At 67.7% G+C, this 13,799-nt stretch carries 14 protein-coding genes; all 14 read right to left on the bottom strand.

From position 1 onward, the window contains the following. Positions 1–49 precede the first annotated feature (49 nt). Entirely contained in the window at positions 50–1,162 is a 1,113-nt protein-coding gene (locus GGR73_RS03690; RefSeq protein ID WP_184455703.1) for a glycosyltransferase family 4 protein, read from the bottom strand. Next, complete coding sequence (locus tag GGR73_RS03685; RefSeq protein ID WP_184455701.1) at positions 1,159–2,286, bottom strand: glycosyltransferase family 4 protein; 1,128 nt, start codon at positions 2,284–2,286, stop codon at positions 1,159–1,161. Before GGR73_RS03685 ends, GGR73_RS03690 begins: the two co-directional genes overlap by 4 nt. A gap of 136 nt (positions 2,287–2,422) precedes the next feature. Next, positions 2,423–3,121 (bottom strand): class I SAM-dependent methyltransferase, encoded by a 699-nt coding sequence (locus tag GGR73_RS03680; RefSeq protein WP_167704080.1) that lies wholly within the window; start codon positions 3,119–3,121, stop codon positions 2,423–2,425. Next, positions 3,118–4,338: an amidohydrolase family protein gene (locus GGR73_RS03675; protein ID WP_184455699.1), complete on the bottom strand. Its 1,221-nt coding sequence runs from the start codon at positions 4,336–4,338 to the stop codon at positions 3,118–3,120. Before GGR73_RS03675 ends, GGR73_RS03680 begins: the two co-directional genes overlap by 4 nt. 12 nt (positions 4,339–4,350) lie before the next feature. Further along, positions 4,351–5,193: a class I SAM-dependent methyltransferase gene (locus tag GGR73_RS03670; RefSeq protein ID WP_184455697.1), complete on the bottom strand. Its 843-nt coding sequence runs from the start codon at positions 5,191–5,193 to the stop codon at positions 4,351–4,353. Positions 5,194–5,350: 157 nt separating this feature from the next. Continuing rightward, entirely contained in the window at positions 5,351–6,202 is an 852-nt protein-coding gene (locus GGR73_RS03665; RefSeq protein WP_184455695.1) for a Wzz/FepE/Etk N-terminal domain-containing protein, read from the bottom strand. A gap of 43 nt (positions 6,203–6,245) precedes the next feature. Continuing rightward, on the bottom strand, positions 6,246–7,379 hold the full coding sequence (locus tag GGR73_RS03660) for a hypothetical protein (protein ID WP_184455693.1): 1,134 nt from the start codon (positions 7,377–7,379) through the stop codon (positions 6,246–6,248). Beyond that, positions 7,376–8,326 (bottom strand): glycosyltransferase, encoded by a 951-nt coding sequence (locus GGR73_RS03655; protein WP_184455691.1) that lies wholly within the window; start codon positions 8,324–8,326, stop codon positions 7,376–7,378. The genes GGR73_RS03660 and GGR73_RS03655 overlap by 4 nt, the downstream gene beginning before the upstream one ends. Further along, positions 8,323–9,576 (bottom strand): O-antigen translocase, encoded by a 1,254-nt coding sequence (locus GGR73_RS03650; RefSeq protein ID WP_024940354.1) that lies wholly within the window; start codon positions 9,574–9,576, stop codon positions 8,323–8,325. Before GGR73_RS03650 ends, GGR73_RS03655 begins: the two co-directional genes overlap by 4 nt. Further along, entirely contained in the window at positions 9,573–10,685 is a 1,113-nt protein-coding gene (locus GGR73_RS03645) for a DegT/DnrJ/EryC1/StrS aminotransferase family protein (RefSeq protein ID WP_184455689.1), read from the bottom strand. The genes GGR73_RS03650 and GGR73_RS03645 overlap by 4 nt, the downstream gene beginning before the upstream one ends. After that, entirely contained in the window at positions 10,685–11,596 is a 912-nt protein-coding gene (locus tag GGR73_RS03640) for a GNAT family N-acetyltransferase (RefSeq protein WP_184456481.1), read from the bottom strand. Before GGR73_RS03640 ends, GGR73_RS03645 begins: the two co-directional genes overlap by 1 nt. A 7-nt stretch (positions 11,597–11,603) precedes the next feature. Beyond that, positions 11,604–12,557 carry a hypothetical protein gene (locus tag GGR73_RS03635; RefSeq protein WP_024940351.1) on the bottom strand — a complete coding sequence of 318 codons (954 nt, stop codon included), beginning with the start codon at positions 12,555–12,557 and terminating at the stop codon, positions 11,604–11,606. A 2-nt stretch (positions 12,558–12,559) separates the two neighbouring features. Further along, positions 12,560–13,231 (bottom strand): acetyltransferase, encoded by a 672-nt coding sequence (locus GGR73_RS03630; RefSeq protein WP_016902086.1) that lies wholly within the window; start codon positions 13,229–13,231, stop codon positions 12,560–12,562. Next, positions 13,228–13,665: a sugar 3,4-ketoisomerase gene (locus GGR73_RS03625; RefSeq protein ID WP_016902088.1), complete on the bottom strand. Its 438-nt coding sequence runs from the start codon at positions 13,663–13,665 to the stop codon at positions 13,228–13,230. The genes GGR73_RS03630 and GGR73_RS03625 overlap by 4 nt, the downstream gene beginning before the upstream one ends. Positions 13,666–13,799 lie beyond the last annotated feature (134 nt).

Raw genomic sequence — 13,799 nt, 5'->3', positions numbered from 1 at the left:
CGCGCGTATTGCATGGCGGCCGATGCAGGCTGCGTCCTTGCAGGCGCAGTCAGCGCAGCGGCCGCGCCTCGCACAGTTGCCGATACAGCTGCTCGAACAGCCGCGTGGTCAACGCCGCGTCCTCGCGTACCGCACGGCATTGCGCTGCCCAGGCCAGGCGCAGGCGCAACTCGTCGTCGGCCAGGACCTGGCGGACGGCTTCTGCCAGTCCGGCCCAGTCGCCCGGCGGTACCGCGAGCGCGCACACCGGTGCCCACTCGACCAGATGCCCGACTGCGGTACCGACGGTAGGCACGCCGGCGACCGCCGCTTCCAGCAGCACCAGCGGGCCGGCTTCGTGCAAGGACGACAGCACCAGCAGGTCGGCCGTCTGCATGATCGGGCGCAACTCGCGCTGGGTCTTGAAACCAAGAAAACGCACCTGCCCGCCCAGGTCCAGCTGGTGCACCAGGCGCTGCATGGCACCATCCAGCGTATCGACGCCGACCATGTCCAGGGTAAAGGCGACACCGGCGCGTTTCAGCGCCGCCATTGCCTGCAGCAAGGTGGTCTGGTCCTTGACCGGATTGAGGCTGGCCACATGCAGCAAGCGGGCGATGCCGCCGCTGCGTGCACGTGGCGCCGCCGGTGGCCAGGCCCGCAGATCCACGCCCAGCGGCACCCGCTGCGCGTGGATGCCGAGCGCCGTCAGCGACTCCAGGATGGGCACGCTGGCCGCGGTGACGCGGTCGGCCAGGCGCAGGATCACCGCTTCGCGTAAACGCCCGCGCCAACGCTGCCGGCCGCCGTAGCCGATGCCATGCAATGCGACCAGTTCGCCACCGGCGATATGCACCACGCTGGGACGGCGCAACAGCCTTGCCGCGGCGACCGCGATCAGGCTGCAATAGCCGGAAAAGATTGCCTGGATCACATCGAAGGGGGCACGCCGGTGTTCGCTGGCGATGGCGGCGATCGCGCGCGTGCGGGTGCGCCTGGCGCCGATGTTGTGCACGGTGGCGCCGCGCAATGCCCAGGTACCGGGCAGCGGCTCCTGGTGCAGCACGAACACATGCACCTGGTGATGGCGCGCCAGCCATTCGATCAGGGTGAGGAACACCGGGATCACGCGGACCTCGCCGCTGCGGTCCACGCCGCCCGGGACCACCAGGGCCAGTTTCATGCGGCCCGCCCTGGCGCGGCCAGCAACCGGGTGTACGCATGCTTCCAGCGTTGCCCCACCGCGGCAAACGACAGCCGTGCATCGAAATGCGCGCGCACCTGTGCGCGGTCGGGGCGTTGCCGGAAGAGCCGCAACAGCAGTTCCGCCAGGGCCGAGGCATCGCCCACCGGCCACAACGCACCGACTGCGCCGCCATCGCTGAGCGCACGGAAGGCTGGGATATCGGTCAAGAGCGGCAAGGTGCCGCAGGCATAGGCTTCCACAGCCGCGTAACCGCAGCTCTCCGCATGGCTGGCGGAGACGAACAGATCGCAGGCACGCAACAGCGTTTCCACGCGCGCATGCGGCACCTTGCCCAGTAGCTGCACGCAGCGCGCCAGCGACGGATCGGCGCGCAGGCGTTGCTGCACCTGCTCCAGCAACGGCGCCTGGTCGAACACGCACCACAGCCGCAGGCCCGGCAACACGCGTGCGGCCAGGGCGACGGCATCGAGCACGCACAGCGGATCCTTGGCCGCGCTCAGATGCCCGACCCACAACACGCAGGGGTCGCCATGCAGGCGGGTGTGCTCGCGTGCCTGCAGGCGATCGCCCGGCGAGAAGCGGCTGCTCGATTCGGGAATCGCAAACAGCTGCGTCCTGGCCTTGAACAGGCGCGCCTGTGCGAACGGCTGCGCCATGTCTAGCGAGGTGAACGCGATCCCGGCGGCGGCAGCGTAGCGACGCCGCCACACACTCCGGGCCCACCAGCGCGGCGGGCGGTTGGCGTGATCCTGCAGCAGGATCGGCGTATGCGGCAGCAGGCGGGCGAGACGGCGTGCATCGCCGGCAAATTCCAGACCGTGGACATGGACCACATCGGCGCCGATCTCGCGCAGCATCGCCGCAAGCAGCGCTGCGCGCTGTGCACTGCCGCGCGCACCCAGCTCGACGAAACGGTAGTCCACGCCCTGGCGGGTGAGCCGCAGGTTCAGTGCAGAGGCCTGGACCACCGCCACGCGCACCCCGGCGCTGGCGACGGCCTCGGCGATATCGGCCAGCGATGGCCATTGCGCGAACACCTGCTCCGCCGTCAGGCCGGCCGGCGTCGGCACCAGGTTGAGTTGTGCCACCCGCAAGCTCATCACAGCGACCGCGCCCGGATTGCACGGCCTGCAAGCGCGATCGGGCCACGTGCCGCGCACCGCGCGGCGCGCAAACGGCAAGGCTTGCCCGCGGCCGAGGTGCTGCAGGCACACGCCAGCATGACCGCCACGGCGCTCACGCGATGCGCCGCAGCCGCAACACCAGCGCAACCGGCACCTGCAGCGCGGCCTGATCGAACCGTGCACCGGGCGCGATGTCGGCCGGGTCCAGCATCGGCTCGGCCACCGCTTCGATTTCCATCCCTAGCGCCGCACAGGCCGCATGCCAATGGCTGTAGAGATGTTGCGTGTGCCGCACCGCGTACTGCCGGCCATCGGCCTTGAAGTCGCGCCGCCAGCCCAGCGCATGGCCGATCGGATGCACATCGCTGCACAGCACGATGCCGCCGACGCGGGTGACCCGATGCAGTTCTTCCAGCGCCGGCCATAGCCGCTGCAGATGGCCGACCACCAGGCCGCAGACGCTGAGATCGGCCACTGCATCGTCCAGTGGCAGTTGCTCCAGGCTGCCCTGTTGCAGGTGCATGCGCGCCGCTGGCCAGTGCTGCGACAGCTCGGTGTGCGCACGCTGCAGCATCTGCGGCGACAGATCCACGCCGGTGACCTGCAGCGCGCCGCGCCGCAAGGCATGCAGCATGTAGCGGCCACTGCCGCAGCCGGCGTCCAGCACGTGCTGGCCCTGCAACACGCTCGGCATCAGCGCGAGCATGGCGCGCTCCTCGGCCAGCATCACCGGATTGTGCGCATGCGGCGGATACGCCTGCGCCCACAGCGCATACGCCGCCGCCGGCTCCAGCGTCGGCACTGCGCTCACGACAGCGCACCGCTGGCGGCCATGGCCACGCCGGGCCGGTGCGCAGCCTGCGCCACGCGCTGCAGGCCCGGTTCCAGTGCCAGCACCGCCGGATCGGCCAGCGTGGCATCGAGCAGCTTGGGTCGGCCATCCAGCAGTACCGGCACGGTCTGGACACCTGCAGCGTCGAACCAGTCGGCAAAATCCGGGTCGGCGATGCGCGGGACGCCATCGCGTATCACCGCACGCAGGTCGCTGCGTGCGCAGCCCACCACGCTGTCGGCCGGGTCGCCACCGCGGTCGCGCACGATCACCAGATCGGCCGCCGCCCCCGGCGCCAGGCGTCCACGCGTGGCCATGCGCAGGATGCGCGCCGACTGATGGGTGACCAGGCCGAGCAATAGATCCGCGGCCAAGCCGCTGCTGGCGGCAATGCGCAGTTCTTCCAGCAGATCGCGCGAACCGCTGACGCGCGAATCGTTGCCCAACGCGAGCCGGCCCGCCATGCACAGGCGCCAGGGGTCGAGCGTGCGACCCAGCAGCGCAAGATTGCTCGACGGGCACCACACCACCGCCGCGCCGCGTGCGATCACCCGCTCGATATCGCACTCGCCCATGCCCACGCCGTGGATCAGCACGCTGTTGGAGGCCAGGCAACCAAGCCGATCCAGTTCCTCCAGCTCGGCGGCCGCCGCCGCGTCGGTGCCTTCGGCCAGGTGGATCATCCAGGGATGCTCGGGCGAGGTGGCGGCAAAGCTGCCCTGCACCGGTGGGCCATAGCCGGTCCATCCCAGTGCATAACTCCAGCCGAACTCGCGCAGCAGGCCAACCGGAAAGCTGGCCTCGTCCAGGGTGGCGTGCCACGGGTCGTGCTGCGCCACGCAGGTGACGCCGGCCAGCAGATTCTTCAATCCACCGTGACGCAGACGCACCGCCTTGGGCACACGCAGGGCCGCGGCCACCTCGGGATGCTGGAAATGCGCCTGGAATGCCTCGATCCACGCATAGCTGTTGGGAAACGCCGCGCCCTGCGGCAGCGGCGGCACGCAGTTGACCTGCAGATGATCGTGCGCATTGATCAGGCCGGGCGCCAGCACATGCCCCTGCAGGTCCAGGCGCAGGCTGCGCGTGCCGAGCGTGCCGCCGAAGCGCCCTGCGAGGATGGTCAGCGGCGCACGCGAGGGGCCGGCCAGGGTGATCGAGCGCGCGCCCTGCAGACAGACATCGGCCATGGACATCGGCGTCTCCACTCAGCGCTTGCGCATCACGATCAGGAAGTGGTCGCCCATGTCGCGCAGCAACGGCAGGCCGCCCAGCCGGTCGTCGCACTGACCCAGGCGCGCGGACAGGCGCGGATGCCGTTCGCAAAAATCCACCAGGTACGGCGGCGGCAGGAACAGGCTCAACGCGCGATAGCGGTCCAGGACGAAGTGCTTGGCGAAGGCGCGGTAGAACTCGCGCGGCAGGTGGTACCAGGTCCAGATGGTGTGGCCGTTCATGCCCACCGCGGTGACCCCGCGCGCGGCGCGCACCGCGGCGCGCTTGAACCGCCCGCGCACGCTGTAATGGCCGATTTCCCAGGGGCAGATGCGCCCGATCACCGAGAAAACCAGGCAGCCATCGGCGCGCAGCAGACGCGCGCATTCGGCCGCCACCGCCGGCAGATCCGGCGCGCAGTTGAGCGGGCCGAAGTTGGAATACATGCCGTCGAAGCTGCCCTGCAGCTGGTCGAGCTGCTGGATGCCGACATGGGCCGCGCTCAGGCGCTCTTGCAGGCCTTGCGTGGCCGCGCGATGGCGGGTGCGCTCGACCATCGCCGGCGACCAGTCGGTGGCCAGCACGTGGTAACCGCGGCGTGCGAATTCGCCGGCATCCAGGCCGGTACCGCAGCCCAGGTCCACCAGGTGCGAGCCCACCGGCAGTTCGGCCGCGACCGTGTCCCACAAGGTGGTGCGCATGCGCTGGATCAGCGCGTTGTTGCCGCGTGGGCCGTCGTAGTCGGGCGCAACGCTGTCGAACGCGCGTTGCGTCTCCAGCAAGCGCTCAGGGGCCACCGTGCCACCGCGCGCCGCATGCTCATTGACCATCGACATGCGCAGCCTCCCACACCGATCCAGCTGTTCTCACGACACTCTCCAGGCGCGACACCGCCAACGCGGCACCGCTTGATTGACCGGTGAGTGCCGTGCGCCGGCGGTTTGGTTGCAGCGTGGGCAGCCTTGCGTAGCGTGCCGCACGGCGCTGCGCAGATCAGCCGGCAGCGCGCGGTGCGGCAACCCTGCGGCGCCGCCATGCATTGCGCAACACCGCCGCCAGCACCGCCAGGCCCGCCCCGCCGAGCAGGCCGGCGGCCCAGGCGGTGACGGCATTGGGAAACGCCTGTTGCTCGGGCACGTACAACGGCCATGCCAGCGAGGTCTGATAGGTGTAGCGCGTGGTCAGCCGGGCAATCAGATCGTCGCGTTCGCTCTTCAATGCGCGCACGGTGGTGTTGCTGTCGGTCAACAGCACGCCTGCCAGAACCTGGGCCGGCGTGGCCGCGGCGGCGCCCTGCCCGGCCTGCACCTGCTGCTGCAACCGATCGCGGTTGCGGATTGCCGCGCGCAGATCGTCGGTGAGGCCTTGCAGGCGTGTACGCGCCAGTGCGAGCGCCACGGCGTTGGTGTCGCCGTGCAGGCCCTGCAAGGCGGTCACCGTCGCCATCGCCAGCTTGCGCGCCTGCGCCGACGATTCGGCCCGGATGGTCACCCCGATCAGATTGGCATACGGGTCCGGGTCCGGCTTGAGGCTGCCGCGGTACAGCTGCGCAGCGCGGCTTTTCAGCGGCACGCCGGCCTGGCGCAGCACCGCATCCTGGAACAGCCGCGTCTTCATGCGGTCGATCACGCGCTGGAACGGTTCGACCTTGGGGTCGCGCCCGGCCGGCGTGGGGCCGATCTCGCCGACCTGGATCCAGGCGGTGGCTTCCCACTGCGGCCTGGCCAGGCGGGTGAAGGCCAAGGTCAGTGCTAGCACCACCAGCAGTGCGGCCAGCGCCCAGCGCCATTCGCGGCGCAGGATGCGCCACAGGTCGATCAGATAGATATCGTCGTGTTGAGTCATGGTGCACCGGCTCTGGAACAGGGTGAAGCGGAGCGGCCGCGCATTACGCAGCAGCGGTGGGTACGGCATTGCGGGTAGGCAACAGCACCGTGCAGGCATGCAACACCAGGCACAGCGCGATGAAGCCGAAATTGGTCCAGGTGAAGGCCTGCGGCGCAAATGGCGACACCAGGCAGGCATAGGCGATGCGCAGGAAGATCAGCACATGGAAGATCGACAGCGAGCGGTTGAGCAGGCGCATGCTCCACACCAGCCCTGCATACAACGCCAGCAGCGCCAGCAACGCACCCGGCGCCCCCCAGGCCATCAGGAACGGAAAGAATTCGGTCCCCACATTGATGTTGGGCGCATCCAGCGGAATGCTGGTGCCGGCAGTGGCGATCGAGCCACTGAACGGCACCAGCTGATTGACCAGGAAGCTGGCGTTGACATAGCCCTTGGCCAGGATCGCGCCGAAGTTGTACGGCCCGGCGCTGATGTACAGCAGCAACCACTGCACGCCCTGCGGCATGGCGCGATACAAGGCACTGAACGGCAGGGCCACGGTAGCCAGCGAGCCGGAACGCAGTGCGCCGAGGATGGAAAACACCCCGCCACCGGCCAGCACCAGCAGGCCGATGGTCTTCCACGGCAGGCGACGTGCCGGATCGCGGCGCAACAGCATCACCAGCACGAACGAAAACAACCCGGCAAAGATCCGGTTGCGGTCGATCACCACGATCGGAAACACGAATCCCAGCGTCAGCATCGCCGCGCGCAGCCCGCGATGGCGCACGCACAGCAACGCGATCGGCGGCAGGATCCAGCACATGTTGGAGATGTGCCGCACATGCGCGCGCAGCGGGCTCAAGGTCGCATACGAGGACGGATCGCTGAACAGCGGAATTGGAAACAGCGCCACATCCACGATGCAGAACAGCGTCACCACTGCCGCCAGCGTCATCACCAGGAAGGCATCACGGGTGCCGGCGTAACGGTAGGCGCGAAAGCGCTCCACCGCAGGCAACTGCACGCGCAGCACGGCGTCCAGCACGCAGGTCGCGGCGGCGGCGGCGGCCAGCAGCGCGATGCCGTCCGCATAGTCGCCGGGCAAGCTGTAGGTCAGCAGCGTCAGCGCGCAACTGAGCAGCATCGGCAGTGCCAGATAGGTCGCCGGCCGGCGTAGCAGCATGCTCATGCCGGTTTCACCGTGCTGCGCGCCGACCTGGGCCGCCACCTGGCCGGCAGCGACATCCAGGCATAGGCGAGCAGATGCCCGATCACCCGGTGCGGCCGGCGCTGCAGGAACGCCACCTTTGCGGCGATGTAGTGCGACTGCGCGTGCAGCAAGCTGCGCTCGGGCGCATCGAACAATTCCGCACAGCGCCGTGCTACCTGACGCGACTCGCTCAGGTTGGCGATGCGCGCGCGCACGTCAACGGTCTTGCTGAGGTTGTGGCCATGCAACCGGTACGCGCACACCGGCACGTCGACAAAGCCCAGCGCATCACGCGCGGCCAGACGCAGGAAGAAATCCCAGTCTTCGATCCGCAGCGACTCGTCCCAGCCGGCGCGCGCATCGAAGGCACTGCGGCGCAGCAGCGCCACCGCGCCGCCGACCGCCCACTGCTGGATCACCGCGCGGCGGATGCCGGATGCAGAGCGGTACAGGTCCACATCCACCCGATGCAGGTCGCGCATGGCGCTGCCGTGCAGCAGCTGCCCATGCTGGTCGACCACACAGGCATCGCCGATCACCGCCAGTTTCTGCGGATGCGCACGCAGGTAGCGCACCTGTGCATCCAGCCCGCCGGCCAGCAGATAATCATCGCTTGCGCCCAGCCGCAGGTACTCGCCGCGCGCACGCAGCGCCAGCTCGTTGAGTGTGGCCGCCACCCCGCGATTGGCGCGCTGTACGAACTGCACCGGCAGCCGGTGGCCATGGCTGGCGATCCACTGCGCAATCTTCTCGCCGGTCGCATCGCTGGAACCATCGTCGATGATGACCAGTTCCTTGCACGGGTACGGGTCCTCCAGCACGCTGTCCAGACAGCGTTGCACGAAGCGTTCGTGGTTGAAGGCCGGGATCAGCACCGAGACCAGCGGCCAGCGTGCACGCCCGAGGGGTTGGGTGGAATCGCTCATGCCGGCTGCACCAGATAGCGCCGCACCACCACGATGTTGAACAGCAGATACAGCACGTAGTTGGCGAGGAAGGCATACATCGCACCGATCAGCCCCCATTGCGCGGTGAACAGATACACCAGCGCCAGATAGCTGGCGGCAAACACGCATTCGGAGATCACGAACAGCCGCGTCATCGCCTTGGCCAGCATCACGTACGACAGCACGAAGGCGGCGATCTTGATCACATCGCCCAGCAGCTGCGGGGCATACAGCGGGGAGGCCTGGGCAAACCGGGCGTCGAACAGCAGCCAGGTCAGCCAATCGCGACACAGGTAGACGCCCAGCGCCATCAAGACCACCGCCGGCAGCACATGGCGATACGCGGCACGCAGCTCGCGCCCGAGCGCTGCGCGCTCCTGCAGCGATGCCAGCTTGGGCAGGTAATACACGTTGATCGCGGTCGTGAAGAACAGCAGATACGCATCCGACACCCGGCCCACCGCCTGCCAGTAACCCACCTGCTGCCAGCCGAACTGCAGCGCCAGATGGTCGCGCACTAGCATGGCCACCAGCTGCGGCACCAGCGTGGAGGTCAGCGTCATCACCGAGAACGCCGCCAGCCTGCGCGTCATCTGCGCATCGAAGCGCATGCGCAACATCTCGCGTCGAAAATAACCGCTGCGCCGCAGCGCCGGCACGCCGGCCAGCAGCCACAGCACCTGCCCCAGCACCAGTGCCAGCAAGGCGCCCTGCAGCTGTGCCCGGCTGGACAGCCATGCCACCAGTGCCGTGCTCAGCACCGCACCGCTGACCTGCACGAATGCCAGGCGGCGCACATCCATGAAGCCGTTGATCACCGCCAGGACGTAGTTGACCAGTGCGATGCCCAGCTGCGCCACCGCCGCCACGCAGATCAGCGGCCGGTATGCCGCATCGCCAAGCAGGCGCTCGGCGATGGCGCCACTGAACAGCAACGCTAGCACCGCCATCACGCAGGCCGCGCAGAACGCGTACCACAGCGCCGCGCTGAGCAGACGTGCCAGCGCAGCCGCGTCGTCGCGGTACTCGGCCACGTACTTGACGATGCCGGCACTGATGCCGCCGCCCGCCAGCACCGCCAGCACCGACATCAGATTGAGGAACTGGCCCAGCCGGCCGACCCCTTGCGGGCCGGCGTAGACCGCCACCAGCTTCACCACCACCAGCGCAGCCAGCAGCTTGGCCAGCGTCGCAACGCCGGTGTAGGCGCTGCTGCGCACGACATTCATGCGGGAGCGCCAAACGACTGGCATGCGGCAATCACGCGCGCAATTGACGCATCGTCCAGCGCCGGCCCCATCGGCAGGCTCAGCACCTCGCGGTGCAGCCGCTCGCTCACCGGCAGGCAGGCATCGCCCAAGGTGGTGTAGGCCGGCTGCCGATGCGGCGGCACCGGGTAATGGATCTGGGTATGGATGCCCGAGCGCAGCAGATGCGCCTGCAAAGCATCGCGCTGGGCGCTGCGCACCACGAACAGATGCCAGACGTGCTGCGCTTCGGCCACCACCGTCGGCAAGGTGATCAGGGGGTTGTCGATGCCGTGCAGGTAGCGCTGCGCCACCGCGCGGCGGCGGGCGATCTCATCGTCCAGATAGCCCAGCTTGACCCGCAGGAACGCCGCCTGCATCTCGTCCAGCCGTGAATTCACGCCCTGGCAGAGGTGGTGATACTTCACCTGCGAACCGTAGTTGCGCAGCGCACGGATGCGCTCGGCCAGGCGCGCATCCGAGGTCACCACTGCGCCGCCGTCGCCGAGTGCGCCCAGGTTCTTGGTCGGGAAAAAACTGAACGCGGCCGCATCGCCAAAGGCGCCGGCACGTCGCCCGTGCGCACTGGCGCCATGTGCCTGCGCGGCATCTTCGATCAGCAGCAGCCCGTAGCGACGCGCCAGTGTCTGTAGTGCCGCCACATCCACCAACTGCCCGTACAGATGCACTGCCATGATGGCGCGCGTGCGCGGGCCGATCGCCTTCTCCACACTGGCCGGGTCGATGTTGAAGGTTGCAGGGTCCGGCTCCACCGGCACCAGCACCAGGTGGTTCTGACTGATCGCAAGAAAGGTGGCGATGAAGGTATTGGCGGGCACGATGATTTCGTCGCCCTCGCGCAACACGCCCAGCTCGCGATAGCCGCGCAGGATCAGCGACAACGCATCCAGCCCGTTACCCACACCCACCGTCTGCGCGGCGCCGCAGTAGCTGGCGAATTCCTCCTCGAAGGCGGACAGCTCCTGCCCAAGCACATACCAGCCGGCATCGATCACCCGCGCCGCAGCCACCTTCAGCTCCTCCGCATATCGCGCATTGACCGCGCGCAAATCCAAGAACGGCACATCCATTACAGCATCCACCGATAAAAATCCTGTACCACGGCGCGTGCGCCGAAACGTTCCTTTTGTTCGACCAGACCGTCGTTGAGCACCTGGCCGGCCTGCTCGGTCGAGATACCGAAGCTGAAGTAATGGCGCTGCGCATACACCTGGGTGATCAGCTCGGCCAGCAGCAGGCTCAGTGCATCCAGCTGGCGACCGCGCGCGGACACCGCCAGATACTGGGTGTGCACGCTGCGGCCGAAATCCAGCACCAGCGCTGCCGCCAACAGCTCCCCTTCGGCTCGCGCCTCATGCAGCACGATCTGCTGCGGAAACCGGTGTTGCAGCAATTGCAGCTCGTCCAGCCGATGGGTCGGCGCCACGTGGTGGCGCTGCAACACCTCGGTCAGCAGGGCATGAAATTCATCGAGTCGGGTGCTGGCCTGGATCTGCATACCGGCCTTGCGCGCCTTGCCCAGCGAGCGTCGACGTTCGGCGCTGAACGCAAATGGCTCGCGCAACGCGATCGCCGAGGACAGATCGCGCCGGTACAGCTGCGCGCCCACGCGATACAGGGCATACAGGTCTTCTTCGGCCGGATATGCGTGAAAGATATGCGGCACCGGCTTGTACACAAGCTCGCGCACCCCACGCACGCGATAGTGCGCGGCGATCTGTTCGAACACCTGCAAGGTCGCACCCGCGCGCAGGGCCGTGGACGACAGCAGGCCCGCATAGGTCAGGCCGGCGTGGCTGCTGACACAGTCGCCCTCCACATTCGCCGGCAGCACCGCCACCACCTCGCCACCGCGTTCGATCAGCAACGATGCGTCCACGAAGCGGTCGGCGTGATAGTCCATGTAGCCGCGCCGATGCAACACATTGCCATTGCGCGAGGACGCCACCAGGGCATCCCAGGCAGGCGCATCGCCGGGCAGATACGGCCTAACCGAAAACATGGCGCCCCTGCAGGTCCGGCGGCAACGCTGCATCGGCCAGGCCGAAGCCGGCCTGGCCCATCGCATTGCCGTTGTAGAACATCAACACCCGATCATGCTGCTGGATCAAGGCCGGGTAACAGAGTGTTTGCGCATCCCAGCCCTGCTCGGACAGCTGCAGCCCCAGCTGGCTGTCATCGCGCTGCCACTGCACACCGTCGCGACTGAATGCGAAACCCGGGAAATAACCGCCGTGCGTATCGCCGCGGGTGAAATACATCAGATAGCGATCACCCAGGCGGTACACGCGCGGACGGCCGATACGGTATTCATCGCCCTGCGGACGCAGGCACACCACATCGTCGACAGGGATATGGTGCAGATCGTCGGTCTCCGCATAGCGGATGTGGTAGCGCGGATACGGCTGGCCGCCGATGCTTTCCCAATCGTCGCCCACCGCGTACCACAGCCGCCACCGCCCATCCTCGAAACGAGCCGAGTGCACCGCGGCAATCGTGCTGCGCCCGGGCGCGCGATCCAGCAGCGGGGTGTCCTGCACGCGCTGGAAACGCTCGCCGCCGTCGCGGGACAGCGCAAGCCCGGTGAAGGCCAGGAACTTGGCCTTGGCCACACGCTGGAAGCCGACATAGAACATGTACAGCCCCTCCGGCCCGGCCACCACATCGCCGAGAATCATGCCGTTGTCGTCGAAACAGCCAGCGCGGCCGATGTCCAGCACCGGCTGCCGGCTGACACCGACGATCTGCGTCGGTGCGTCGGCGCGTACGTCCACATAGCCGATCCGGCTTACGCCCTGCGCATCGCGAAAGCCCGCATAGACACGCAGCACCTGCGCAGACAGCCGGTAGGGCGTCGGCGTCAGCGCGGCGTGCTGCATCCAGCCGCCCACACCATCGCGTGCGACGTCGAACACCAGGCCGCGCTTGGTCCAGGCAAACATGCTCACAGCTCCACGTCGAAGCTGGATCTGCCGGCCACCGCGCGCGCCGGCGAGCCGACGTAGACACGCTCGGCATCGGTATGCCGGGTCACCAGCGCACCGGCGCCGATGATGTTGTCGGCGGCGATGCGTACCTTGTCGCTGAGCGTGGCGTTGACACCGATGAAGCTGCCGCGCCCGATCTCGCAATAGCCGGAAATCACCGCGTGCGAGGCGATGAAGACATTGTCCTGCACCACGGTGCGGTGGCCGATATGGTTGCCGCTCCACAGGATGCAGTTGTCGCCGATCCGGGTGAATGGCTGGATCACGTTGCCTTCGAACAGGAAACAGTTGGCGCCGATCTGCGCATTGCGCCAGACGAACGCACGCGAGCTGACATAGCTGGCGCAGCGATAGCCACGCCGCAGCATGTCCTGGAAAAAGCGCGTCCGCAGGCGATTGAGCTGCGTGGCCGGGATGGCGACGAAGACCTCGTACTGTTCGGGCGGATAGCGCTGCTCGAGCTCTTCGTAGGCCACCACCGGCAACTCGGCCAGCGTGGGCCGCAACAGGAAGTCGCGCTCCACGCTGAAGGCCACCACCGTGTAGTCGCTGTCGTGCTGAAAATACTCGCAGGCGATCTGCGCAAATTCGCCTGCGCCCACGATCACCAGGGGCTTGTGCACGCTCATGCTTCCAGCCTGCGTGCATCCAGACCGCTGCCAGCGCGCACTTCGCTGAGGAACTGGTCGTAATCGAGAATGTAGTCGGCGGGATCGTAGAACTGGTCGGCCAGCACCATCAGCACGCAGTCGGGGCTGAAGCGATGCAGGTCGCGCCACACCATGCGGCCGAGCAGCAGGCCCTGCGATGGATCGTCCAGCACTACTTCCTGCTGGCCGTGGCCGTCGCCCTGATCCAGCAGGATCGTCACCGAGCCATGCAAGGCCACCGCCAGCTGGTTGAGCCGACGGTGTGCATGCTGTCCACGATGGACGCCGTTGCGGGTGCCGAACAGGTAATACACACGACGTATCTCGAACGGGACATTGCGCTGCTGCTCCAACGAGATGAGCAGCCCGCGATCGTCGCCGTGGGTATGCAACTGGATGCGTTCGATAGCCATGATCGGAAGGGCGTAACCGCTGACTGCACGTAGTGCGACATGCCTGAGTGCGCCGGCATGCGCGAAAGGTTGCGCGGCGTCACGGCGCTGCGAACCCAGGTGCGCGCAAGCGCAGTCGCTGCCGCCAACACCGT

The sequence above is a fragment of the Xanthomonas sp. F14 genome (genome assembly GCF_014199865.1).
The sequence above is the reverse complement of the archived record's forward strand: the minus strand, read 5'-3'. Positions and strand labels throughout refer to the sequence as shown.